General features: G+C 46.5%; 20 protein-coding genes and 1 pseudogene. 6 read left to right on the forward strand and 15 right to left on the reverse strand.

The annotated features are described in order from the left end of the window. Positions 1-14 precede the first annotated feature (14 nt). The 4 genes from CXK86_RS13550 to CXK86_RS13565 form a co-directional block, all read right to left on the reverse strand. Positions 15-1,238 (reverse strand): VWA domain-containing protein, encoded by a 1,224-nt coding sequence (locus CXK86_RS13550; protein WP_256719993.1) that lies wholly within the window; start codon positions 1,236-1,238, stop codon positions 15-17. Next, on the reverse strand, positions 1,223-3,691 hold the full coding sequence (locus CXK86_RS13555) for a DUF5682 family protein (RefSeq protein ID WP_076250453.1): 2,469 nt from the start codon (positions 3,689-3,691) through the stop codon (positions 1,223-1,225). Before CXK86_RS13555 ends, CXK86_RS13550 begins: the two co-directional genes overlap by 16 nt. Then, positions 3,679-4,779 carry an ATP-binding protein gene (locus CXK86_RS13560; protein WP_076250451.1) on the reverse strand — a complete coding sequence of 367 codons (1,101 nt, stop codon included), beginning with the start codon at positions 4,777-4,779 and terminating at the stop codon, positions 3,679-3,681. Before CXK86_RS13560 ends, CXK86_RS13555 begins: the two co-directional genes overlap by 13 nt. Positions 4,780-5,200: 421 nt before the next feature. Further along, a complete protein-coding gene (locus CXK86_RS13565; protein ID WP_076250649.1) occupies positions 5,201-6,178 on the reverse strand; it encodes an aldo/keto reductase in 978 nt (325 codons plus the stop codon). 180 nt (positions 6,179-6,358) lie between these two features. Between CXK86_RS13565 and CXK86_RS13570 the strand changes: the two genes are divergently transcribed. From CXK86_RS13570 to CXK86_RS13585, 4 genes and pseudogenes are all read left to right on the forward strand, one after another. Next, a complete protein-coding gene (locus CXK86_RS13570) occupies positions 6,359-7,567 on the forward strand; it encodes a cytochrome P450 family protein (protein ID WP_101313861.1) in 1,209 nt (402 codons plus the stop codon). 40 nt (positions 7,568-7,607) lie between these two features. Beyond that, positions 7,608-7,949 carry a ribosomal protein L7/L12 gene (locus CXK86_RS13575; protein WP_076250447.1) on the forward strand — a complete coding sequence of 114 codons (342 nt, stop codon included), beginning with the start codon at positions 7,608-7,610 and terminating at the stop codon, positions 7,947-7,949. A gap of 171 nt (positions 7,950-8,120) precedes the next feature. Further along, the gene (locus CXK86_RS13580) at positions 8,121-8,405 is read left to right on the forward strand and encodes an ArsR/SmtB family transcription factor (RefSeq protein ID WP_036613842.1); all 285 of its coding nucleotides are present in this window, start codon (positions 8,121-8,123) and stop codon (positions 8,403-8,405) included. 229 nt (positions 8,406-8,634) lie between these two features. Next, positions 8,635-9,862, forward strand: a pseudogene (locus CXK86_RS13585) (MFS transporter). A gap of 108 nt (positions 9,863-9,970) precedes the next feature. Here the strand turns inward: CXK86_RS13585 and CXK86_RS13590 are convergent. The 9 genes from CXK86_RS13590 to CXK86_RS13630 form a co-directional block, all read right to left on the reverse strand. Beyond that, positions 9,971-10,726 (reverse strand): SDR family NAD(P)-dependent oxidoreductase, encoded by a 756-nt coding sequence (locus CXK86_RS13590; protein WP_076250445.1) that lies wholly within the window; start codon positions 10,724-10,726, stop codon positions 9,971-9,973. A gap of 323 nt (positions 10,727-11,049) precedes the next feature. Further along, positions 11,050-12,777, reverse strand: coding sequence for a ubiquinone-dependent pyruvate dehydrogenase (gene poxB, locus CXK86_RS13595; RefSeq protein WP_076250443.1), 1,728 nt, complete (start codon positions 12,775-12,777; stop codon positions 11,050-11,052). A 255-nt stretch (positions 12,778-13,032) separates the two neighbouring features. Then, the gene (locus CXK86_RS13600; RefSeq protein WP_076250441.1) at positions 13,033-13,794 is read right to left on the reverse strand and encodes an SDR family NAD(P)-dependent oxidoreductase; all 762 of its coding nucleotides are present in this window, start codon (positions 13,792-13,794) and stop codon (positions 13,033-13,035) included. 151 nt (positions 13,795-13,945) lie between these two features. Further along, positions 13,946-14,251: a Dabb family protein gene (locus tag CXK86_RS13605; protein WP_076250438.1), complete on the reverse strand. Its 306-nt coding sequence runs from the start codon at positions 14,249-14,251 to the stop codon at positions 13,946-13,948. 149 nt (positions 14,252-14,400) lie between these two features. Beyond that, positions 14,401-14,652, reverse strand: a complete 252-nt coding sequence (locus CXK86_RS13610) for a type B 50S ribosomal protein L31 (RefSeq protein WP_036613829.1) — start codon at positions 14,650-14,652, stop codon at positions 14,401-14,403. A 144-nt stretch (positions 14,653-14,796) separates the two neighbouring features. Beyond that, complete coding sequence (locus tag CXK86_RS13615; RefSeq protein ID WP_017688214.1) at positions 14,797-15,045, reverse strand: HPr family phosphocarrier protein; 249 nt, start codon at positions 15,043-15,045, stop codon at positions 14,797-14,799. A gap of 183 nt (positions 15,046-15,228) precedes the next feature. Continuing rightward, a complete protein-coding gene (locus tag CXK86_RS13620; RefSeq protein WP_076250436.1) occupies positions 15,229-16,296 on the reverse strand; it encodes an NAD(P)-dependent alcohol dehydrogenase in 1,068 nt (355 codons plus the stop codon). 110 nt (positions 16,297-16,406) lie between these two features. Continuing rightward, entirely contained in the window at positions 16,407-18,554 is a 2,148-nt protein-coding gene (locus CXK86_RS13625; RefSeq protein ID WP_076250434.1) for an alpha-glucuronidase family glycosyl hydrolase, read from the reverse strand. Beyond that, positions 18,551-20,740 (reverse strand): glycoside hydrolase family 52 protein, encoded by a 2,190-nt coding sequence (locus CXK86_RS13630; protein ID WP_076250432.1) that lies wholly within the window; start codon positions 20,738-20,740, stop codon positions 18,551-18,553. The genes CXK86_RS13625 and CXK86_RS13630 overlap by 4 nt, the downstream gene beginning before the upstream one ends. A 219-nt stretch (positions 20,741-20,959) precedes the next feature. Here CXK86_RS13630 and CXK86_RS13635 point away from each other — a divergent pair, with 219 nt between their 5' ends. Then, the gene (locus CXK86_RS13635) at positions 20,960-21,871 is read left to right on the forward strand and encodes an AraC family transcriptional regulator (protein ID WP_076250429.1); all 912 of its coding nucleotides are present in this window, start codon (positions 20,960-20,962) and stop codon (positions 21,869-21,871) included. 30 nt (positions 21,872-21,901) lie between these two features. Here the strand turns inward: CXK86_RS13635 and CXK86_RS13640 are convergent, their stop codons facing one another. Together CXK86_RS13640 and CXK86_RS13645 are read right to left on the reverse strand one after the other, a co-directional pair. Next, positions 21,902-23,305, reverse strand: a complete 1,404-nt coding sequence (locus CXK86_RS13640) for an aldehyde dehydrogenase (protein WP_074095359.1) — start codon at positions 23,303-23,305, stop codon at positions 21,902-21,904. Between the two features lie 90 nt (positions 23,306-23,395). After that, the gene (locus CXK86_RS13645) at positions 23,396-23,698 is read right to left on the reverse strand and encodes an ArsR/SmtB family transcription factor (protein ID WP_017688208.1); all 303 of its coding nucleotides are present in this window, start codon (positions 23,696-23,698) and stop codon (positions 23,396-23,398) included. 272 nt (positions 23,699-23,970) lie between these two features. Between CXK86_RS13645 and CXK86_RS13650 the strand changes: the two genes are divergently transcribed. Beyond that, positions 23,971-24,648, forward strand: a complete 678-nt coding sequence (locus tag CXK86_RS13650; protein WP_026081054.1) for a GntR family transcriptional regulator — start codon at positions 23,971-23,973, stop codon at positions 24,646-24,648. Positions 24,649-24,678 lie beyond the last annotated feature (30 nt).

Here is a 24,678-nt window from a genome sequence, read left to right on the forward strand (position 1 = left end):
ATTCCTCCTTGAATTTAAGTGATGATCTCGCCAATCCAATCCGCGAGTTCGTTAGGCGTAATTGCTGCTACATGTGCCCCCATATTGGTTAATGTCTGTGCGGCATGTTTGTTATAGACTGAATCCCCGTTAAAATCGAGCGCGGTGAGAACCAGTAGCTTGCATCCTGCATCGATAATATCTTTACAGGCTTTATACATTTGCGCTATCGGGTACCCTTCCTCCAGATCACTGACCAGAATAAAGATGGTTTTGCCTGGATTATCGATTAACGTCTCGCCATATCGCAACGCTTTCGTAATATGTGTCCCCCCACCGAGCTGTACATTCATGAGCACGTCTACGGGGTCTTCCAGTCTATCGCTCAGATCAACAACCTGCGTATCAAATATGAATAATTTCGTGCGAAGCGCATTCAAGCGGTAGAAGATGCTGGCCATCACCGAACTGTAGATGACTGAATCCAGCATACTGCCACTCTCGTCCACACCAATGATGATGTTCCACTTGTTATGGGGCTGGATATTCCCGTCGAAATATAGACGATCAATTACAAACCTGCGCTTGTTTTTATCGTAATTCTTCAAATTCTTGGTGATAGTTCGCTTGAAATTCAGATTGCGCAAAGATCGTACTGAACTCGAGGTATAGCGACTGCGCTTGCCCATGATACTCGCTCGGGTCTGAGATTCCAGCTTACTACGCAGCTCTTCAACCACGGTTCGCACGATATCCTTGGCGCTCTTTAACACCTCACCTTTCATCCGTCCTTTGAACTGCATAATGTTCTTGAGCAGATTCATGTTGGGTTCAAGGGATTCAAGCAACTTTTTGTCCGTTAACAATTCTGTCAGCCCATAACGATCAAGCGCCTGTTTTTCCAATATTTCGACCGTTGGTTTGGGGAATAGATCCCTGACCTTGTGCAGCCATTTCGGTACAGTCAGGTTAGACGCACCGCGTCCTCCCTCTTTTCGATAACCTTGTTCTTCACCGTATTCACGGTTATAGAGATACCCCAGAATCTCATCGATTTCCGTATATTGAAATTCAGCAGAAGTGTATTGGTCTGTATTACACAACCCTTCTTCCGCCGATTCACCGAGAACCAGACGCCATCGATTTAAAGTTTCAGCAGAATGTTGATCCCCTCGTTTGCTTCCATCCGGATTGGAACTTTCATTGATTTCTCCGGTTTCGTCCGTTGTCCGATTCGCTTCATTCATATTAGCTTCCATGCAGCAAACTCCTTTCGAAGCGCTTCATCCCACGTCTTGGACTGAATCAGCATCTGTTCATCGACCGCAGGCCTCAACATCTCCTCTGGTTCAACCTGATGCAGACTCGCCACCCGCTCCGCAATCAAGCCCGTCTCCATGGGTGTAAAGTAGGTGAATGCCAGCCTTAATTCCGGTACCATACTGATGAAGTCGTCGTAGGATAACTGTTCAATCAAATAATTCAACTCAGACAACAGCTGATCTTCATATAAAAAAGCGTCACGTGCTACAGTGAATACTCCCTGTAAAAAAAGTGCCGTTTGACGGGTCTGATCCGGTGTACCATGGATATACCCGCGAGCACGATCAACAATCTCATCCCTGGGCCTGTCACCGAGCCCTGAGGAAATAGCCACACACACACCCTCCAGCTGAGCCGGAAGCTGCTGATCCGACAGAAGCTCATTCAGATGTATTCGGAATGTCTCATCCTGAAAATACCCCTCTGATGACTCCGCGAGCATAGCTAACAGCTTCAATCCCTGAATAATGGCTTCATGTTCATCCGAATTGGCTCTGGAGAGCTGTAACAACTTGTCCACGGCGTTTCTATAAGCTTCGGATACCAGATCAGGGAGATGTTGCTCGTCAGATAATCCCAGCAACCTGCGGTGTTGATGAATTCGGTTCAAGATATGCAGACTGTTACATAAGGATAGAAAATTCCCGTCGGTTCTCAGCGCCGAGCGCACCTGTTCATAGAGTTTCATCGCTGTGTCTTGAAGCCCCATGAGCAACGCTTGAAGCATGAGTCGGGCAAGTTCACCGCTATGATGATCCGGTATTTCTTGCATCTGTTCTTCCATTTTGCGTGTGGCTGCTCCAGCAAGTGTTCCGCCATAGAGAGAGTTTTCTATCAATCTGGCTTCAATACGGGATGAGTACATATAAACCCAGGTTTCGCGAACAAGATTCATATCACGCTCTGCGATCCAGTCCGGCCCCGATTGCCGTTTCGCAAATTCCGGAACCAGATAGGTGATGCATTGAATCAATTGGCTTATCTGACGATGCTCCGGTTTCGCATACAGATCCAGCACTTTCTTGTGTTGACCTGTTGTACGAATCTGCAGTTTGTACTCTGTACAACGCGCCTTGAAGTCCTCCACGATGGGAATACTGAATGAATTGGGAGCCACGCTTCCAATGACGTCTCCAGTCAATAACTGCTGCAGCTCTTGCAGCGGTTTATCGGTCGCCAAGGTAAGCTCCCCCTTCACAAAGGAAGAGAGTGCTGCATCCATCAACTCATAGACGCCGCCTTCCCTTTTACCCCGAAGCCCGGCAAGACCTTGAATCATGCTGTACGCCTCAATCGCATCACTCGTTGATACATGTTCGTGACCATCCCGTAATTGGCGCATCAGCCGGGATAACAAGTCCAGAGCCGTTAGATTATACGGTGTACTCTTTTTGCGAAGCAGCTGGTTCCAGATCTGATCATAATAATTCACATAAGGCATGCCGCTCGCATATCCATTGAGCCGATCCGCCTCAGCAAAGGTATAGACCATCGGGTACATTTGTTGGTGAACCGTATCTGGATTAACCGCACTTTGTTGAGACGTTCCTGGTTTACCTTGTCCATCCAAACGTTGGTCTGTATGTCGTTTATTCATTTCTGGCTGTTCCAATTCCGATTCATGTTTCTCTGACATCAACAGTCCATACGTATGAAACCCACCGGTAATGACAAGCACACGGTCATGCTCCTGCACCGCTTGTTGAATATGTTGTTTCATATGTGCTTCTCTTGCCAGATCACCTGAAGACTGTAATCGTTCCGTGGAATAGCACATTCGGGATAAAGTACAATACGTGAATACATCCTGCACGAATGCCTGAGTGGATTTTTCCAGACCACCAATTTCAAACACCTTTTCCCACAATTCATCAAAACTGCGACAGTTTGTTTTTTGGCATAATCGGTTAATGAAATCAGACCCCGCAAGCAAGGTTTCGTCCTGAATAGAGATCTCCTTTTGTTCTGTCTGGCCGGATTTGGATGCACGATTGGAGAAGTGTTGATAGTCCAAATCAATAAACTTCGCTGGAATGTCCAGCCGTTTTGCTTCTTTCAAAGCTACATATTCAGGCGAATACCGAAGCATCGGATAATAGCAGGCTTCTCTCTCTAGTTCACTCTCATAGGTATAGTACAGACTGACAGGAGGTATCGTTGCCTCATCACTCAGCACTGAAATTAATGGATTACCGCTCTCCGGTCCTTCGATCAGAATGATATCCGGCTTGTACTCCCCAATTAATCGTAACAAGTGATACGAACATGCAGGGCTATGGTGTCGTATTGGATAATAGACCGTAGGATTACTTAGGTTATACACCTGGGATTCGAACAAGGATTGTAACTGATCAACATCAGGGTCCAGAACTGCTGTTAACCGATCCATTTTCTCTCCTCATAATAGTCCTTCCACATTCCCTCTTCTCTGGAACGCTCTTTTACGACCTTGGAGAAGTAGGTTTTGAGAATGGACAGATCCTTGTCGTTTTCCTTTGCAATGGTCCCTAGCATATTCTGCACCAACCGATCCAGCCCAATAGCTTTATCTTCGTAATAATAGGAAGTCATCGCACTCTGAACATAGACAGACACCGCTTCCGCCGTACTCATGGATGCTTGAGGGGTATCGAGCTTGTATCCTTCCCGTGTCATGCCGGTGCGCAGTTCCATGAATGTTGTAGCCAGCAATTCAACCACATCCGGGTTAATTTCAATATCAATTCCACTATGTAACAACAGGCTTCGTGCCTGGGATTCAATGATTTTAGCTTCCATCTTTACGTTATGAATGGGCTTGATTGTTTCAAAATTGAAGCGACGTTTCAATGCACCGCTCATTTCGTTAACACCTTTATCCCGAATATTGGCTGTAGCAATGACGTTAAATCCCGGTTGGGCAAACAGTACACCACCATCCAGTTCAGGAATGCTCATGACCTTGTCACTGAGAATACTGATCAGACTATCCTGCGCTTCAGCCGGACAACGTGTAATCTCTTCAAAACGGGTAAGAATACCTTTCTTCATGCCGTTATATAACGGTGATGGCACAAGTGCCGCTTCCGAAGGGCCTTTATCAAGCAACATGGCGTAATTCCAGGAATACTTGATCATATCCTCTGTTGTGCCTGCTGTACCTTGAATCGTGTTTAGACTGGTACCGGAGATCGCTGCGGTCAGCAGTTCGCTAAGCATGGTCTTGGCTGTCCCGGGTTCTCCCACGAGCATTAATCCTCGATTGCCTGCCAGAGTAACCACTGCCCGTTCAATTAACACGTCATTGCCATAGAATTTGCGGGTAATCGGGATCTCTTCTCCATTTAATAACGCGGGCTTATCCCTGCCAATAATAAAATCGCGCACATAGGCGGGAGATAACAGCCAGTTCGGGGGACGTTTCCCCTGATCTTCCTCTCGCAGCGCGCGTAATTCAACCTCGTATAATGTCTCGGCGGGTGGTTTAAGCATCTCCATCGTCAAGGTGTCTCCTCTCACATAAACAGATCGTATGTTCTTATTCCTATCATTTTATCACAGCACTCCAGCAACTACCCTGTAAAACGATAAAAATGGTTGAAACGTCCTTCTTATCAGCACTCTTCCTAAGTCCATGGACATAGCCTCTAGCGCAAATATGAAGGTGAAACATCCTTACAACCGTGCCAACACACTGGTTTCGGATCCGAATCAGCATGCTTATTACCCATGTATACGCATTGTAGGTCATATGACCTTAGGATTCATTAAACTTTCGATCATGTGTTTCAACCAAATGAAGCCGATTATTACAAAGAAGACACAGGCCATCAGCAGCCTGTGTCTTCTTATATGTCCAAATTTCACCCAACATCTATGAATTTTGATCGAAACGAACCAATCTCTCAGAATTCCCTACTTACATTCTACGCCCGCATGAAGCGGAATACAGCTCGTACCACTCATAACGGGTAAGCTCAATATTTGTTGCATCACGACAGGCCAGAATACGTTCTGGTCGAATCGAACCAATGACAGGTTGAATCCCTGCTGGATGCTTCATTAACCAAGCCAGTACAATAGACTCCGGTGTAACTCCACGCTCCTTAGCCATTCGATCAACCAATTGAGCCGTATGCTCAATCTCAGCCCGCTGTCCCTCAACTACCCTGCCAGTAAATCGCCCTTGAGCAAGGGGACCCCAAGCTTGCAGTTGAATATGCTCTGCCTGACAATATTCCATCGTGCCATAGGGAAACACGTTGTCTCTGGCTTGAGGACGATTTACCGTCACACCAGCCTCTACGAATCCGATTTTGTCCAGACTCATCTCCAGCTGGTTCACAATCAGAGGTACTTTACTATGAAGCTGAAGAAGACGAATCTGTTCAGAACCCATGTTGGACACACCAAAATGGCGCACTTTACCGGAATGATGCAGCTCAGCCAGTGCTTCTCCAATCTCTTGCGGATGGGCAAGTGGATCAGGACGATGTAACAGCAAAATATCCAGATAATCGATTCCGAGCCGTTCCAGGATACCGTCCACACTCGCCAGGATATGTGCACCTGAGGTGTCATAACGCTGTGGCCCTTCATCATCACCCACAAGACGTATACCACACTTCGACTGTATAATGATCTGTTCACGCAAACCGGGAGTTTCCGATAAAACTCGTCCCAAGACATGCTCTGCCTTACCACGTGTGTAAATATCCGCTAGGTCAAAGTGATTAATGCCTATTTCGATAGCTGCTTCTACAGCTCGATGACCTTCTACGACAAGATCTGAAGTAATGGGGAGCCCATCCCATTCACCCCCAAACCGCATACAGCCAAGAACCATTCGACTTGCCGGAATCTGGTGGTGATGCAAAGGAAGTTGTGCGTAAGACATGTCAGCGTTCACCTCATTTTCATTTTTACCAAGCATAATAACCGATTCTCTCTACCATGTCTTCTTCCATCTTCCTCTATTTTCCTGCTCTATCATCCATATGAAGAAAAAACAAGGTTTCAAAAGCTTGTGTATTGAATATATAGAGGGTGCAGGTATTATGCAGGAATATGAGAGGAGATGCTGCATTTGAATCCGAATGAATCCAACGAGTCCTCAAAGCCAGCGTTTTTCACGAAAGAATTCACGCATAACCCTTACCCGGTATATGAAATGTTAAGAAAAGAGGAGCCTGTTTTCAGACTCATGTTTCCTCACGGGGAATTCGGCTGGATTATTACGCGATACGAGGATGCAGTCCGGATCCTGAAAGATCCTCGCTTCAGCAAAGATATGGTCCGACGTTACGGCGCTGACAATCAAAGCATCTTCTCCAATAATATGTTGTTCTCCGATCCGCCGGATCATAAACGTCTTCGGGGACTTGTGCAGAAAGCATTCACACCCAAACTGGTCGCAGACATGCGGAGCCATATTCAGGACATTGCTGATGAACTGCTGGACAACCTCCCGTCACAGGAAAAAATGAATCTGATCGATGACTTTGCCTTCCCGCTGCCCATCATTGTCATTAGTGAAATTCTGGGAGTCCCTCTTGAGGATCGTGACAAATTCCGCATCTGGTCCAATACGATAATTGATGCTTCCATAGCCGAGAGCGCCGAGCTGTTTGAGCAGCATGCCAGAGAGTTTACGGATTACCTGACGGCCTGGTTTGCGAAAGTTCGCCAAGATCCCGGCACTGATCTGATCAGCCAGCTCGTCATTGCGGAAGAATCCGGGCAGCAGTTAACTGAACGAGAACTGCTTGGCGTTGTCTCCTTATTAATTATTGCCGGTCATGAAACAACCGTGAATCTGATTGGAAATGGGATTCTCGCCCTGCTGGAGCATCCGGAGCAACGCGAACTGCTCATCAACCAGCCCGAGCTTATTCACAATGCCATTGAAGAGATGCTTCGCTATAATGGACCGGTGGAGTTCAGCACATCCCGCTGGGCTCTGGAAGATATTGAATTCCGTGGACAACGTATCGCTCAAGGTGATCTTGTCATTGTTGCGCTTGATTCCGCCAACCGGGACGAACAGCAGTTTAAGGATGCTGATATTTTCGATATCACACGCGAGAAGAGTTCGCATCTGGCTTTTGGCAAAGGCATTCATCTCTGCCTTGGAGCACCGCTTGCTCGTCTGGAAGGTGAGATTGCAGTCAGCACACTTCTGAATCGTTTTCCAAATATACAGCTTCAGGCAGATGTGAATGAACTGGAATGGAGACCAGGTATGAATGTTCGTGGTGTCAAGGAAATCCCGGTTCAACTAAAATAATGGCTAAATATGAATAAATGAAAGTGAGGCACATTACATCATGGAAATGAACACCTTGGTATGGATCGTTTTGCTGCTTCTGATCTTTGTGTTACTGGTCAGAGTCACCAGCCTGCAACGCAAATTAAATGAATTGAAAAGAGATGTCGAGCGTCTGGAGAACGGTTCAACCGGCAGCGTCCGATCCGACTTCAATTACACCTTGTCGCCGAAGGAAGCACCTCCTTCCCATACAAGCCAACCAGCCCAAACGGATCTGGATCAGGAACTGCTTACACTTATACAACAAGGGAAAAAAATTATGGCGATCAAACGACTGCGTGAAGCCAGAGGTCTTTCGTTGAAGGAAGCCAAAGACTATGTTGATTCTCTGGATCGGTAATATACAACTCACATAACTCTCGGGGGAAGTTACTCCAGACTTTCGGCTGTTAACACAGACGCAGTAGAAAGTATGGAATCTTCGTCCGAGAGTTTACTTTTCAAACAACATATGCTACTGTTATTTCTATATTACTAGAAATAAGAAATAAAGACGAAAGGACCGATCATTATGCAATCAAACTCAAATGAGATTGAACAAGTTGTCAAAATTCATAAAGCGCTGGGCGAACAAACACGCTACAAAATCATTCAGATTTTATCGGGCGAAAGCAACCTGTGTCCTGCCGATCTGGAGAGCCGCCTTGTTACGGTTGCCCTATCGACTCTGTCTCATCACCTGAAACAGCTGTCCGATTGTGGTCTGCTTACATCGCAAAAGAAAGGTACGTATATCTACTACAGCCTGAACACGGAGACCGCACAAAAGTTTGTTCCCTATCTGCTAAATAAATAAAAAAATTTGAGTCATATTTCTATATAATTAGAAATATTGAAACAATGTACAATATTTATTAGTAGAACTAGGTCACCTAAGTTAACGCTTATGCCATTATTCATTATCTAAGTTGTAGCATTACCATTCGCGCAGATGGGTTGCATTCAGAGCATTCATGTCTTGTTCTATCGTCTTTATTTCTATATTTCTAAAAATATAATAATAATCAGAAAGAGGTTATGTTTCCATGTCTTCTACGCTCAAAATCTATGTTCTTGCCTTGGTCAGTTTCCTTGTGGGAACGTCCGAATATGTCATTGCCGGCATTTTGGATCGCATTGCAGATACCATGAATATCTCTTTAATCGCTGCCGGACAGCTCATTACGATTTTTTCACTTGTATATGCGCTAGGTACACCTGTCATTATTGCATCGACTTCACGCTGGGACCGTCGCAAGCTGTTGTTATACTTCCTCGGTCTATTCGTTGTGGCTAATGTTCTTGCTTACCTGTTGCCGGGTTATGGACTGTTCGTCGCAGCACGAGTGTTGATGGCTTTAGGCGCGGGTGTTGTTGTTATCACGGCATTAACGGTTGCTTCCCAAATAGCGGCGGAGGGCAAACAAGCTAGTGCAATCGCCACAGTAATCACTGGATTTACGGCTTCTTTGATTGTTGGCGTTCCGCTCGGAAGGCTTGTGGCTGCATCTTGGGATTGTTGGCGTTCCGCTCGGAAGGCTTGTGGCTGCATCTTGGGATTGGAAGCTTGTTTTTGCCGGTATCGCTGTTCTTGGCGTTCTCGCCATGCTGGTAATTGCGGCCGCCATTCCGCCTTCCAAAGCAGAAGCGCCTGTTCCGCTGAAGAAACAACTGTCTTTGCTCAAACAGCCACGAATTGTTTTGGCACTGCTGGTGACATTTTTCTGGTTAGGTGGTTATTCCATTGCCTACACGTACATTTCACCTTACCTTGTATCCGTTTCAGGAATGAGCGAAGCACTACTCAGTTCAGCTTTACTCGCATTTGGCATAGCAAGTCTGATCGGTTCAAAAGTTGGAGGGTTCAGTGCTGACCGATTGGGTGTCAAACGAACGCTGATCACAGGCATGACATTGCATATCGTAAGTCTGGTCCTGTTGAATATAACAGCAAGCTCTCATCTCGCTGTCTTCCTTGTTCTGATTTTGTGGTCTTTTGCCGCCTGGTCTTCGGGTCCAACTCAGCAATATAACCTGGTCACCATGGCTCCGGAATCCTCTGGCATTATGCTAAGTCTGAATAGTTCGGTTATGCAATTAGCCATGGCTGCCGGCGCAGGTATTGGCGGAATCGCGGTCAGCAGCGTTTCATTATCATCCATTACCTGGATTGGCGCTGTCGGGGTTGCTGTTGCCGTCATCATCGTTATAGGCTCGTATCGTTCAGGATCTGCGAAAAGTACACACACCGATACATCTCACAACGCTGCCTGATATGAGTTCGTAGTATAAAAGACAAACCAAAAAGAGAGGCACTGTATGCAAACAGTGGCCTCTCTTTAACCATTTTAACGGCTATTCTATTACCGATAAGCAGAACTCTTATTGGGCCGTAACTGCACCATCGATCGGATATACTGCACCATTGATATAAGGCGCTTCATCTCCAAGCAGGAAGGAAACCAAGTTCGCGATCTCTTCCGGTCTGCCCAGACGTCCGGATGGAATGCTGTCAACAGTTGCCTTGAACACTTCAGGATTGTCTTTACCGAACTGAATGACCATCGGTGTCTCAATTGTACCTGGTGCAATCGCATTTACACGAATGTTGTCCTTGCCATATTCAATCGCAGCTGTGCGGGTCAAGCCCACTACGCCATGTTTGGTTGCTGCGTATGGTGCAACTGCGGGTACACCAACAATACCGGCTGTGGAGGCCGTGTTCAGAATGGAACCCCCACCTGTTTTGAGCATTTCAGTAATTACATACTTCAACCCGTAGAATACACTTCTCAGGTTAATATCAATAATCTGGTCAAACTGCTCAATCGTATGTTCAATCAGCTTAATACCAGGACCTGCAATACCTGCATTATTAAAGAACATGTCGATTCGTCCGAACTCTTCGACTGTTTTTTTCACATAATTCTCAACTTCAGGTGCTTTACTTACATCTGCTTGTACAAAAATAGCTTTACTTCCCAGCTTCTCAATCTGCTTAACCGTTTCAAGACCTGTCTCTTCGACAAGATCCACAACGACAATGGATGCACCCTTCTCAGCCAGCTTCAATGCTGCTGCTTGGCCCAATCCACTTCCTGCTCCAGTAATAATGGCTACTTTTCCTGCGTGACTCATGTTGATCTCCTCCATGTATGTGTGTCATCTTGTGATTGGATCGATGAATACGATATGAAACGTACTTACATGCAATGATGCAATATGTAGGTCAAAAATGGCATAAAACCTTCCTGACTTTACCTATTCTAATAGACTTTCGATATAAAAACAAATCATATAATATGTATTCATACTATATCACTTGTCACATATTCAGCATTTTTATTGAAGGAGCATACAACTATAACGTCTTGTTGCATGCTCCTCTTTTACATATACAATACTTTTTAAGTCAGTATCTCTACAACTTCAAACGGTGCATATCCGCTTTTTGAAACACTTTAACGCAGCAAATTCGTTTTTGCCAATTCAATAATTTCGTCCCCTCGTCCGTTGAGCACGGCTTTCATCATCCATAAGGTGAATCCTTCCGCCTGTTTGAACTCAATCTTCGGAGGTAAGGACAATTCCTGACGATTCACCACCACGTCAATCAACACAGGACCTTCATGCTGAAGCGCACGCTGTACAGCTCCTTCGAGTTCATCCGGATCCTCAACCCGAATACCTTCCATGCCCATGGCTTGAGCAACCATCGCAAAGTTGGGATTGACAAGCTCTGTTCCCGATTCCAGGAATCCGGCAGCTTTCATCTCCAGCTCAACAAAACCGAGTGCTCCATTATTAAACACCACAACTTTAATCGGCAGATTATGCTGTTTCAATGTCAACAGATCACCCATCAGCATCGTAATACCGCCATCACCCGACAAAGAGATGACTTGTCTGCCCGGATCAGCGACCTGAGCACCAATGGCCTGTGGCAAAGCGTTTGCCATCGTACCATGACTGAATGAACCGAGCAGTCTGCGATTACGAGACATCTCGATATAACGGGCCGCCCATACTGTCGGAGTACCGACATCACAGGTGAAGATAGCATTTTCAGCTGCGGCATCACTAATGACCTTGGTCAGGTACTGCGGATGAATGGGCTTTTTACCCGGTTTTCCAACGGCCAGCTCGTCCAGATCTTTGCGTACTTTCACATAACGATCCACACTTTTACGCAGATGTTTGTCACTGTGTTCTTCTGTTAGATAAGGAAGTAAAGTTTCAATGGTCGCTTTCACATCCCCACATACGCCGTAATCCAGCTTCGTGCGCCGACCCAGATGGGAAGATTGAATGTCGACCTGAAGGACTTTTGCATCTTCGGGATAGAATTGACGATATGGGAAATCCGTTCCCAGCATTAATAATACATCACAGTCCATCATGGCATGATAACCGGATGAATACCCAATTAGACCCGTAAGACCCACGGAATAGGGGTTGTCATACTCCAAATATTCCTTGCCTCGTAGTGCAATAACCATCGGGGATTTCAAGCGATCACAGAGCTGCATAAGGGGTTCCCGAGCGCCCGCGCAGCCTGCACCGCACAACAACGTAATTTTTTTGCCTTGATTCAGATACTCCGCCAGTTTCACGAGTTCCGGCTCAGAAGGATGTACCACGGGGTTGGTTGCGTGATACACATGCTCAGGTACAGGAAGATCCGCTGCTTCAAGTCCTGCTACATCCCCCGGCAATACAACGACGGACACACCCGAACGTGCAACTGCTGTCTGAATGGCCATCGTCAGAGAACGCGGCATCTGTTTGGCTGTTGTAATGACTTCACAATAATGACTACATTCCTGAAACAGATACTCCGGATGGGTCGCCTGAAAATATTCACTGCCAATCTCGTCACTTGGGATATGTGCAGCGATAGCGAGTACAGGAACACGATTGCGGTGACAGTCATACAGACCATTAATCAGATGCATATTACCAGGACCACTGCTACCTGCGCAGACAGCGATACTTCCACTGACCTCAGCGTCCGCCCCAGCAGCAAATGCAGCTACTTCTTCATGTCGTACATGAATCCATTCAATCTTCCCAGAACGACGAATGGAGTCGAGTACCGCATTCAAGGAGTCTCCAACAATGCCATATATACGTTTGATGCCAGCGTTCAATAAGGATTCAACCAGAACGTCCGCGACTGTTTTTTTCATAAGTGATGGGTCTCCTTTAATTGCTCATTTTGATTATGTTTCCACTCGGTTAATATACCTATTCTTATACCCCAATCTTTCGAAAACCGAACCAACTCAATATGTATGTCTGGATATATGAAACAAAACCAGCCCCTTAAACCTTTATTCCAGCTATAGCAAAATGCCAAAAAATCCGCTTGTCGAATGACAAACGGATTACGGTTAAACTCAGTTAATTCATTTTTATGTGAAATCCCCGAATTCAATCAGACACTAGATAGCAGGCATCACATTGCCACCACTAACCGGGATATAGGCACCTGTGATAAATGAGGACAGGTCCGAAGCGAGAAAAGCTACCGCATTGGCGATTTCCTGATCTTCACCCCTGCGCTTCAGCGGCACGGTACGCGTATATGCCTCATCATGTCCAGGCTCACTGGACCGATCACGTTCACTAATTGTCCATCCAGGTGCAACCTGGTTTACGGTAATCTGATACTCACCAACCTCCTTGGCAAGTACGCGATATACACCGTCCATTCCACGCTTACCAGCGGTGTAGGCCGATTGATGAGCGAAATTTTGCATCGCACATTCTGTATTGATACCAATGAAGCGACCGGCTCTGACGTTTTGCATATGCGGTATGAAAGCTTTGGCAAGATACACACTTTGCATGACACAGGATTCAAACTGGCTCAAGTAATCTTCAGGAGACTGTTCCAACACCGTTGTCCATTCATATTGAATGACCGCATTGGCAACAACGATATCCACTCCGCCGAGGACAGACTGAATCTCATCACGCATCCGAAATGCTGTATCCCGCTTTGTAATATCTCCCTGTACAATAACAGCCTGACGACCGAGTGCTTCAATCTCACCTTGAAGCTCCCGAGCCTTGGTATCATTATTTATGTAATGTAGAGCCAGATTGGCGCCACAGGCTGCCAACGTGCGGGCGATGACTCTCCCCAGCTGTCCGGTTGCGCCTGTAACCAGAGCCGTTTTTCCTGAGAGATCCAATTGCATAACAGCGAAAACCTCCTTGAATCCATTTGGTCGAAAACGATTTCGGAAATATGTTACTTTTGTTCATTAATTACGCATTATTCAGAGAGATATACAGCATTGTTCAATGCTGTATATGGTAGTTCAACTTTTTCCCTATATGTGGAGACTATTAATTATGATGTTGAATGAGATCAATTTCCTGGAAGCGACTGACTTCCTTTTCCCAACGCTCTTCTACATATTGACGGTGAACCGGGTGATTGTTATATGCATCATACGCAGCCTGATCCACAAAGACCATCGAGAAACTGTAGTCAAACTCATTCTTCTCACTTACCTGTTTCAGAACCTGAAATTGCTCTACCCCAGGAATGACAGCCAGTGCATCTGAACTTTCCTTCAAAAAGGCTTCGGCCTCCGGTGTATCTTTACCCGCGTAAAGTGTAAACGTTACCATATGTGTGATGCTGCTCATCTCTATTTCCTCCTCCAATATGTTCGTACTCGTTTCCTAGTGTACATCCGAATGTGTTGTAAGCGCAATAATTGGTTGAATTAATTTTTAATGTACACAAAAAAACCTCAGGACAAATCCCGAGGTTTTTTTGTAATGTATGGACAAACTTATTTGGTGATGTTGTATTTACGGTTAAATTTATCAACACGGCCACCGATATCCACGTTTCTTTGTTTACCAGTGAAGAACGGGTGGGATGCGGAACTAGTGTCCACACGGATTACTGGGTAAGAGTTACCGTCTTCCCATTCCATAGTTTCGTTAGAGAACTTCGTGGAAGAACTCAGGAATTTGAAATCAGCACTTGCATCGTAAAAAATTACGAGTTGTGTCTTTGGATGGATGTCAACTTTTGGCATAATCTATTTACACTCCTTTAATATGGGTACTTCTTTAGAATCAAACTACATTTTATTATACTCTTTTTTTGGACAAAGTACCAGCAGGTTTTGAGGAATAGCTAAAAAAAATATGATATCTGTGATTTTGCACCTAATCAGGTGTCACGCCGTCCCTTTCTCCAGTACATTCAACATGTACTCCAAAGCCTCCAGTTCATCCCTGCCTCTTGTCTGTAATCTGACAACACTACCATATCGAATGGGTAGTAACGCCATTCCAAGCAGGCTTTTGACATCTACACGATGCTCATGCTCAGACTCCATATACGACAAAATAATATCCGAGGAAAAACGCGACGCTTGAGAAGATACCGACATCAAATCATCCCGATGAAAATCAGCGTGTATCATAAATTCATGTACTCTCACAACCTTCAGTTCCTTTCGCTAAGTACTTATTCACCAATATGGTGTGTATCCATTTATATATTAAAATCTTCATGAATTATACCATGTTATGGGAGCTTGACCCATACTTTTTTGCAAAAAAAACAAAAAAAGAGTCCTGAACCGCAGGACTCTTCCAGGTTGTTCTTACATACCATTCGGATATACCATGACCTTCAGACTGCCGCTTTTATTGTGTAATGCACGCTCCATCGCTTGCTGTGTCTCTTCGAGTGAATAACGATCTGTAATCAGGGACATCACGTCATGCTGGCCGGAGCTCAGAAATTCAATTCCTGCCGGATAAGTATTGGCATAACGGAATATGCCATAGATATCAACTTCATTGTCCGCAATAAATGGAACATTGAGTGCGATCTCGTCCTGTGCAGGCAGGCCCACAATCGCAAGTTTGCCTCCACGTCGAAGTGAATACAGAGCAGATTGTAACGCCTTTGGATTCCCCGCTGTTTCCCATGCGGTATCAACACCCACACCACCTGTTAACTCGCGAATCACAGCCAGCGCATCTTCATTCCGCACATTAATGGTATGAGTGGCACCCATGCGGCGAGCTGCTTCCAGCCTAACTTCCTCCAGATCCGTTACAATGATCTTCTCTACACCGAAAGATTTGGCAGCAGCCACAGCCATGAGTCCAACGGGACCCATACCCATAATCGCCAGGGTTGTACCCGGAGCCAACTTGCTGCGGCGTGCAGCGTGAATACCAACAGAGAATGGCTCGTTCATAGCTGCTTCCTCATAAGACAGATGATCCGGGATCGGGAATACCATATCTTCACGTATCACCATGTACTGTACAAATGCCCCATCCACCGGAGGGGTCGCTAGAAATTGTACATCCGGACACAGGTTATAACGACCTTCCTTGCATGCCGAGCAACGTCCGCAAGTCACCCCAGGCTCAATAGCAACTCGATCCCCTGTTTTCAGACGGGATACGTTCGAGCCAACAGCAGCAATGATCCCCGCACACTCATGACCCAGAATGATCGGTTTCTCCACCACAAATCTGCCAATGCGCCCATGTTCAAAATAATGCACATCCGAGCCACATACCCCGACAGCCATTACCTGGATTAACACCTCATCCGCTGCCGGTTGCGGGACGGGTTGTTCCTCAATAATAATGTGTCCTGGCTCTGTCATGATAGCAGCTTTCATGGTCTCGGGCAGTTGATGTTGTCCCATACGGTTCTCCTCCTCATGTATGTCCATGCTGTCTATTGTACATCAAAGAAAACAAGGTATCTTCTTACTTCCTTCCTAATTACCAAGTTCATCTGCATCCGCAATTCCACTCAATAGATAGTTCGACCTTGTTCATCCGCTATGCCGCTCTTGCGATAGAAGTACGTATTGATCATGTCCCGCCATTCCTTGGCATGTTCGGCCTGATTGTCCTGTAATGAAGCAACTTTGCTGAAAATGACTGGGTCGATTTTACCCTCCAGCCCTCTCCATGTCTCGGCTAACGCCTCTGCCTGCGCAACACCTTCAAAGTGTGTATCATAAATATGCTGAATGACCGTTTTACCCGAATGCAGAACATGGGTGTATGGCACGTGATGGAAAAATAAGATCAGCTCATCCGGACAGGTGTCTACGGACTCATAACGATCAGCATTCTCAGGGTGATACTGTGACGTGTATCCTGTACCGCTGTTCACGGTTCGATCTACACCAATGCCATGACAATCGGCAAAGTGATACGTTCCCCATTTGGAATACTCGTATCCATCTACATTCGGCCCGTAATGATGTTCCGGGTTAACCATCCAGCCCACACCGAGAGGCGCCGTATAATTCTCATAGATATCTAGTGAAGTCAAAAGCATGCCCGTAACTTGCCGCACAACTTCGTCTTCATGTCCAAAAGTGAGTCTCACCCACTCATCGGCAATCTCTTCCGCGGACAGCTCCGGGTTCCACGCAAGTCTTCCATATCCATATAGATTCGCCTGCGCGAGTGGATGTCCTGTCCAACAGGCATCTGCACCAATATTGGATACTGCGGCGAAGCCACTGTATGGTCGTTTATACAGAGAACCGTCCGCGATTCGCTTGATCTCTGAACCTTCGCCTTTGGCGTATGTGTCAAAGTCCAATACTTCTTTCCACTGGGGAACCAGATAACAGAGATGACGTTGTTGCCCCGTATACTCCTGTGTGATCTGAAATTCAATCACCTGATTTGTATTTTCCATGGCGCCGAACAGCGGGGATACTGCCTCTCTCACCTGAAAGTCCATCGGCCCGTTTTTGATTTGCAAAATGACATTTTCGGCAAAACGCCCGTCCAGCGGCTTAAAGTGGTCATAGGCTGCACGTGCACGGTCAGTGGAACGATCCCGCCAGTCCTGCTTGCAGTTATAGACAAAGCAACGCCAGATGACCAATCCACCGAATGGCCGAAGGGCTTCAGCCAGCATGTTCGCACCATCGGCATGATCACGGTTATACGTGAACGGTCCCGGACGATTCTCGGAGTCTGCCTTGATCAGGTAACCGCCAAAATCCGGAATCGCTGCGTACACCTTGGCCGTTTGAATGTTCCACCATTCCCGTACCTGCGCATCCAGCGGATCAGCCGTACGTAATCCACCAATCTCAATTGGACTTGCGTAGTTGGCGCTAAGGAACAGTCGAATACCATACGCTCTGAATTCAGCGGCAACCTTCGCCACATCACTAAGATAACGTTCCGTCAGAAACAGACTCTCACGGCGGTGTACATTGACGTTGTTGATCGATATGGCATTGATTCCCGTGGAAGCGAGCAAACGTGCGTAATCCCGGATGCGTCCCAAGTCCAGCGTGAATTCCCCGTTATCATAGAAAATGGATTCTCCTGCGTACCCACGCTCAATGCTGCCGTCCACGTTATCCCACTGATTAATCATCCGTAGCGCATTGGTTGGCTGCTCTGTAATGAAGCTCCACTTACTCACAGCGTCATCCGCCTTACTTGCAATTCCTTGATCCATTGTCAGTTCCCGAAGCAGATGGAATGCACCATACAACACACCTTGAGGAGTCTCTGAACCAATGACCAGTACACCCTCGGTCTCGTTCTCACGAATGATGTACCCTTCTCCTTGAACAGTTGAACGCTCTGTCTCACTGAACGACCCAGCCACGGAATCGCTCCCTGTCCAAGTGCCGATTCGTATTGCGGGAGCGGAAGCGAGATTGTCCCGTTCATTTTCCTGAGCATCAGACAGATGACTGACCGACGGTTTCACGCCATATAACCTCTCCAGTCCCCGTGAAAGTTCGGTCAGAGCTGTTGTGATCACTCCATGGTTCTCTTCCGCCAGTATAAGTTTGCTCCATGCAGGAGCCGTCTTTTTGGTAAACTCATTCGCTCTTGGCAATTCAGAGTGATACCCCAGCCACGCATCGTACTGTGGACCCGACAAAGCAGATTGAACGACGGATTGGCTCATTGTACCGCCTCCTTGCTGGCATAGATCTGCCCAAGGTGATTCCCTTTTCCTTCGAGTAGCCATAGGATCGACGTTACACCACGCGGATAGTACTTGCTGCCAACTGCCACACCAGACAGGATCTGATCACTCCAGCACCAGTAGGATTCCTCCGGATGCAGCAGCCAGTTGACATGAGCCGCGTCTGCAGCCTTGCCTGTCTCATTCCATTCCACACCCAGCAGCTCTCTAGCGATAAACTGGGACAAATAGATTTTGCTCAGCCACGAGTTATTGCTTGTTGAGGACAGTTTCCAGCCTCCATCTTCGAACAGACATGTTCCCGGTACAAGAACCGTCTTCAGATGAGTTTGGAGTGCTTTCAGATAAGGTCCAAAGCGACCATTGACATCCAGTGCTGCTTCACAGCCTGTAAAGTACGGGAACACCAAACCTTCAATCGCCGGAATGATTCGAGAATCATTATTTTCTGCAATAACAGCTGGAATGTAGCCGCCATCAGTCAACTGTGCAGCAATACTGGCAGCGCAGCGATCCGCTTGAAGCCCTGCTTGATGGGACAGATCGGCCAACTTCTCAGTTGCGAACAGCTTCTCCAATGCAACATAGACCGCCCAACATTTACCCGCCAGATAGATATTATTGCGAGACTGACCAAGTGACACATCCAGGCTGTCGTAAGTTGTAATTTCCGCTCCACCTTGGGTACGGCTGCTATCCAGACCCATCAGACCGTTACGCTGCTCTGCGTCGGGATGGTCCCGATTAAGCATGCTTTCGAAGCAATCTTGGATAACAGGCAAGATGTTTTTCACAAAAGCTTGATCCTGTGTCTGTTCAATGTATACTGTCGCGCAGCAGAGCCAGTTCACCAGCTCCTCGTGGCTCATCTGTGAGAAACAGTCGTCAATGCCAACCAGCTCATATGCCGAGTGTCCAGGGCGTGAGAACACATTGGCAACACCAATATCATGGGTAAAGGTGATTCCGCCCGGATATAACTTCTCTTCCCCCGGGAAACGAACCTGATCCGTATAACTGTATCGTTTCACAAACCACTCCAGCTCATTACGCACCGTCCATGGATTCAAGGCAAGCTCGAAGTACAACTGATCAGCCGTCAGATCAAGTGTGTTCATCATCCGATACTCCCCTTCGTTCACCACCCAGAGTGGCTCACCATCGGCATCCAGCAGTTGAGTACTGGCATAATAGCTGTGAATGGAATGAGCAAGCATGAATGATTGATCTTCGGTCAAAGCAGTCGATCCAAGGCGCTGTTCAACCTCTCCACAGGATGCAGTCAACTCACTGAAGCGTTGAAGTGCATACTCTCCTGCTGCCTGAATATCGGAGAAGTACCGCGTATACCAATACGTTGTGTCCATTCCGGTCGTCACAATGCCCCCGCGATAGAAACATACTGCGAATTGATACGTACGTTTCTCTCCAGCCGGAACCTCCATCAGTAGTGCAGCGGTTGAGCCAAGTCCAAATGCCAGATTCTCCCGATGTTTCTCCTGCAACAGTTTCTCCAACGTAAATCCGCGTGCGGGCCACAGTCCGTCATCTGCTGACATAATCGCTGTAAGTCGACCTTGTCCCACACCTGTGATGGAGCCACCTTCCGGTCCTCCAATCAGACGCATCGCAGAGTACGGATCATTGCCCTGATAGCCAAAGTAGGCTTTGCGGGATTGTTGACCTTCCGTATTGTCAATCGTCATCTCAACCAATACGGCAGGTACGAGTGCATCCATTAATTCTTCACGATCCCCATTCGTTGGATCAGGTACTGGACGTACAGGCGAGTAGATACGGAACGTCAGATCTCCAGCAGTCCACGTATCCGTACCTGAGGTAAATTCACGGGTAATATCTTCATCGCGAAAAGCCGTAATAAGAGGTTGTGGAACTTTGGTCGCTGTTGTCGACGCAGTGTCCCCATTCTCCAACTTCTCTACATCATAGCGGCTGCTCTCATCCTCGGAAGCTTCATAAAAAGGAAGCGCCTGATAATGGTCGCCATCGCGAGATTGTAATCCAATATATACATTCTGGTCAGCCGGCTTGCCGAGTTCAAGACCCAGCCCGCCTTTGGCTCCTTTGTAACCCAGTGTAAAACTCGCAAAAGCACCAATCGGTGCGTGATGTGCATTATAAAAGATGGATTTGGACGTATTCATGAATCATAACCCCTCTCAGAATGGTTGCATACGTTTTCATTAGCCCCATCCTAACACGTGGTTCCACCTCCGACCATGATCAAATCAATCGGATATTTACCCAAATCAAGCTGATAGACTATAATAGATTAAAGCGGTTACACAAAAAAATTCCATTAGATATACGTGCGTAATCAAAATCACATTTTTTGAACAACCTCATATGAAGGGGGATCTTCCATGTCTTCAACGTATTTGCCTCCTACTTTGGGAGAAAGTGTCCATGAAGTTTTTTATCCAGATGTACAAACAACGGTCAATCTGTTTGCCATTCATTTACGAAGTGTGGGTATGGACTGGGATTATCCGGCACATGAGCACCCTCAATATGAATTGAATTATGTCACGGAAGGCGAGCAACGCATGATGGTGAATGGTACCCTATACATTCAAAAGGCTGGCGAACTGCTCCTGATTCCTCCGGGAAGCATTCATTCCAGCCAGAGCCATAACGGCAAGGGATTCACGTATTTTTGCATGCATTTTGACATTGATGATCAGTTGTTCCTATCGTTGCTGGCGCGCATCAAACAAGTGCGATTTAGTAGCGATAGTCCGGTTACACAGCAGATTGAGCCGGTTCTGCGCAAATTGATGTCATCTGCGGATGATGAAACAGCAAATACGATGGTACAGCGTATGCAGCTGCAATCTGCGGTATTTGAACTATTTGGCCATCTGTGGGAGGCGGTCTCGAAAGAGGCAGCTCACTGGTTTACCGACGGACACGAGAAGATCGAACTCGCCCACCAGATTCGTAATCGGTTGCAAGGCCTGATGAGTCAGCAATTCAAACAGGGACACGAGTCCAACGGTCACTATGGCATTGATGATATTGCAGCAGAGCTGGGCATCAGTTCTTCTCACTGTAATCGCGTGTTCAAGCAGGTGTTTGGTCAGTCTCCACGTGCTGTATTATCCCAGTTGGTTTTGCATGAAGCGAAGCTTCTTCTGGGCAATCCGAAGCTGTCCGTTCAAAATATTGCCGTCATGCTTGGTTATAAGGATATTGCCCATTTCAGTCGTCAATTCAAGCGCTGGTCCGGCATGTCACCCTCCCGTTACCGACAGGAACAGCCTGCTCTGGAATAGGTCCAGTAGCAGGCTGTTTGTCTTTCTTATTTATTTCAACAAACGCTTAATCAGCTTCAGCTTGTTATCATACGGTGGATACAGAATCGGCAGATTCAATTTGGTGCTTTTTTTCAGTACACTTTTGAGATGAGAGAAGGTTTCGAAGCTGTACTGCCCATGATACGAGCCAACACCAGAATGACCAACACCGCCAAACGGCAGACGTGGATTCGCTACATGCGTGATGGTATCGTTAATGCAGCCGCCTCCAAAAGAAACTTCGCGCAGCACTTTGTCCTGAACCCGGGTGTCGGAAGTGAACAGATACAAGGCGAGTGGTTTCGGCCGCTTTACGATTTCTACAATGGCTTCATCCAGGTTACGATAACTAATGATCGGCAGAATCGGTCCAAAAATCTCATCTTCCATCGTTGCTGCATCCCAGGACTCCGCATCAATCAGTGTAGGTTCAATGAAGCGATCTTCCTCATCCGAAGCTCCCCCATATATCACTTTGGCCTGATCCCGCTCAATCAAAGTCGTCAGACGTTTAAAATGTCCCTTGTTCACGATTCGCCCATAGTCCTTGTTGTGCTGGATATCCGAACCAAAGAAAGACACGATTGCTGCCTTCATCTCTGTAATTAACGGTTCCTTCACGCGCTCATGCACAAGTAAATAATCGGGTGCGATACAGGTCTGTCCTGTATTGAGCAGTTTGCCCCATATAATGCGCTCAGCTGCTACTTTGATATCCGCCTGTTCATCAACGATGACCGGACTTTTGCCTCCCAGTTCTAACGTAACGGGAACGAGATTTTTGGCAGCTGCCTCCATCACAATCTTACCAACCGGTACACTGCCTGTAAAAAAGATATAGTCGAATGGCGCGTTAATCAGCGCTGTTGTTGTATCTTTTGCACCATCGAGCACTTGTACGTATGCCGGTTCGAACACACTCGCAATCATTTCACGTACAACAGCGGACACCGCAGGTGTATTCTCTGACGCTTTGAGCACGGCTGTGTTACCTGCTGCAATAGCACCTACCAATGGTTCGATTAAGAGTTGAAAAGGATAATTAAACGGTCCGATAATCAGAACCGCCCCGTAGGGTTCGGGTATGATATAACTTTTCGAACCAAGGAGTGCCATTTGCGTTTTCACTTTAACGGGTTTCACCCATTTATTGACTTTACGAATGGTGTGTGTGATGCTATCCATCATAAATCCGATCTCGGTTGTGTAGGATTCAAACTCACTTTTGCCCAAATCCTGATAGAGAGCTTCTGTCAGTCTGGATTCGTACTTTTGAATGGCCTGCTTCAGTTGGGTCAGACGGGCAATTCGAGCTTCTGCCGATCTTGTGGCCCCGGAACGAAAGAACTGTCGTTGCTGCTCTAAAATCTGTTCAACTTCCTGACTGGTTACTTCCTGTATAGTCGTTGTCATATATACATACTCCTCTATTCATTATTGATCAAGCGTTTAAACTTACGAACCTATAAGGCACATGCAAAAGCATGTTTTATCACGATTAATCTACAGACACTCTTCTTCCAAAGCAGCTACCAGTTCCTTCAGCAGTTCCACCGATGCATTCAATGAAGCCGAATAATAACGCTGTGTGCCCTTCTGTTCCACAGATATAAGCCCTTTCTCTAACAACAGCTTGAGATGATGAGATATGGCTGGCCGGGATAGGCTGGATTGTTCGGTAATTTCATTCACCGTCATTCTGCCCTTCTCGGTGAGTGTCAGCAAAATGGATTGACGATGGTTGTCACTTAACACCTGAAATAACGGAATACAGGTTTGAAAAACGCTAATTGCTTTTTGTCCCATGGTTTCACCTCTATACTATTTCTTCTTCATTGTTTCTACGTCTATTTTATCTGTTTGATGTCTGTTGGTTTAAACATTCGAACCTAATGACTGAATTGTACTCTTTAATCACTTGAACTGCAAGTGAACCATCAACTAAATTTAATATAATGCTTATAAAGCGCTTCCATACTACCATACAAGTATGGTAGTATGTCATTGAAGGAGTTGAAGTTGTGGAATATACCCCAAAGTTATCATCCAAAGCCGGTTTGTTGCCTGTTGCGAGCAATATGTCTTCCATGAATAATAAGCAATCTTACTCAACGCGAGATGTCGTTTACTTCACGCTGAAACAACTCATTTTGAGTTTGAAAATGCCTCCGGGAACAGCTATTTCTGAGAAGGAAATTTCGCTGGAGTTCCAGGTAAGCCGGACACCTGTTCGAGAAAGTTTTGTAAGACTTGCACAGGAAGGTCTGCTGGAAGTGTATCCACAGCGTGGCACATACGTCTCTCTGATTCAGGTCGATCTCGTTGAGGAAGCACGGTTCATGCGTGAACAGCTCGAACGAGCCGTAATCAGGCTCGCCTGCGAGAACTTTCCGAACGAACAGATGGTCGCTCTTGAACAGAACCTTGCGTGGCAACAGGAATGCAGGGTCAAACCGGATGATGAACGAATGTTCCAATTGGATGAGGAATTCCATAGCACTCTTTTTGCAGGCTGCAACAAAAGCAACACCTGGACTGTTATCCAGCAGATGAATGTACATTTGAATCGAAGTCGCATGTTACGCCTGTCCTCGGACCACCAGTGGGATCACCTGATTGAACAGCACCGGTCTATGGTCAAGGCCATTCAGCAGCATGATGCCGACACAGCAGAGCGACTGATGCAGGAACACTTGCATTTAACTGTCACCGATTTGGCTGTCCTGCAGGATACATATCCGTCCTATTTTCAATGACTGAATTTTTCTTCCTACTATTCATGATGA

It is taken from the genome of Paenibacillus sp. BGI2013 (assembly GCF_002843485.1).
Taxonomy (GTDB): domain Bacteria; phylum Bacillota; class Bacilli; order Paenibacillales; family Paenibacillaceae; genus Paenibacillus; species Paenibacillus amylolyticus.

What these genes read in the sequence shown, in the direction of transcription:
- CXK86_RS13630 (WP_076250432.1), bottom strand. Translation starts at nt 20,740, where the DNA reads ATGAATACGTCCAAATCCATCTTTTATAATGCACATCACGCACCGATT.
- CXK86_RS13590 (WP_076250445.1), bottom strand. Translation starts at nt 10,726, where the DNA reads ATGAGTCACGCAGGAAAAGTAGCCATTATTACTGGAGCAGGAAGTGGA.
- CXK86_RS13605 (WP_076250438.1), bottom strand. Translation starts at nt 14,251, where the DNA reads ATGAGCAGCATCACACATATGGTAACGTTTACACTTTACGCGGGTAAA.
- CXK86_RS13645 (WP_017688208.1), bottom strand. Translation starts at nt 23,698, where the DNA reads ATGGGACAAAAAGCAATTAGCGTTTTTCAAACCTGTATTCCGTTATTT.
- CXK86_RS13625 (WP_076250434.1), bottom strand. Translation starts at nt 18,554, where the DNA reads ATGAGCCAATCCGTCGTTCAATCTGCTTTGTCGGGTCCACAGTACGAT.
- CXK86_RS13635 (WP_076250429.1), top strand. Translation starts at nt 20,960, where the DNA reads ATGTCTTCAACGTATTTGCCTCCTACTTTGGGAGAAAGTGTCCATGAA.
- CXK86_RS13640 (WP_074095359.1), bottom strand. Translation starts at nt 23,305, where the DNA reads ATGACAACGACTATACAGGAAGTAACCAGTCAGGAAGTTGAACAGATT.
- CXK86_RS13615 (WP_017688214.1), bottom strand. Translation starts at nt 15,045, where the DNA reads ATGATACACGCTGATTTTCATCGGGATGATTTGATGTCGGTATCTTCT.
- CXK86_RS13575 (WP_076250447.1), top strand. Translation starts at nt 7,608, where the DNA reads ATGGAAATGAACACCTTGGTATGGATCGTTTTGCTGCTTCTGATCTTT.
- CXK86_RS13560 (WP_076250451.1), bottom strand. Translation starts at nt 4,779, where the DNA reads ATGGAGATGCTTAAACCACCCGCCGAGACATTATACGAGGTTGAATTA.
- CXK86_RS13650 (WP_026081054.1), top strand. Translation starts at nt 23,971, where the DNA reads ATGTCTTCCATGAATAATAAGCAATCTTACTCAACGCGAGATGTCGTT.
- CXK86_RS13620 (WP_076250436.1), bottom strand. Translation starts at nt 16,296, where the DNA reads ATGGGACAACATCAACTGCCCGAGACCATGAAAGCTGCTATCATGACA.
- CXK86_RS13565 (WP_076250649.1), bottom strand. Translation starts at nt 6,178, where the DNA reads ATGTCTTACGCACAACTTCCTTTGCATCACCACCAGATTCCGGCAAGT.
- CXK86_RS13580 (WP_036613842.1), top strand. Translation starts at nt 8,121, where the DNA reads ATGCAATCAAACTCAAATGAGATTGAACAAGTTGTCAAAATTCATAAA.
- poxB (WP_076250443.1), bottom strand. Translation starts at nt 12,777, where the DNA reads ATGAAAAAAACAGTCGCGGACGTTCTGGTTGAATCCTTATTGAACGCT.
- CXK86_RS13600 (WP_076250441.1), bottom strand. Translation starts at nt 13,794, where the DNA reads ATGCAATTGGATCTCTCAGGAAAAACGGCTCTGGTTACAGGCGCAACC.
- CXK86_RS13610 (WP_036613829.1), bottom strand. Translation starts at nt 14,652, where the DNA reads ATGCCAAAAGTTGACATCCATCCAAAGACACAACTCGTAATTTTTTAC.
- CXK86_RS13550 (WP_256719993.1), bottom strand. Translation starts at nt 1,238, where the DNA reads ATGGAAGCTAATATGAATGAAGCGAATCGGACAACGGACGAAACCGGA.
- CXK86_RS13555 (WP_076250453.1), bottom strand. Translation starts at nt 3,691, where the DNA reads ATGGATCGGTTAACAGCAGTTCTGGACCCTGATGTTGATCAGTTACAA.
- CXK86_RS13570 (WP_101313861.1), top strand. Translation starts at nt 6,359, where the DNA reads ATGCTGCATTTGAATCCGAATGAATCCAACGAGTCCTCAAAGCCAGCG.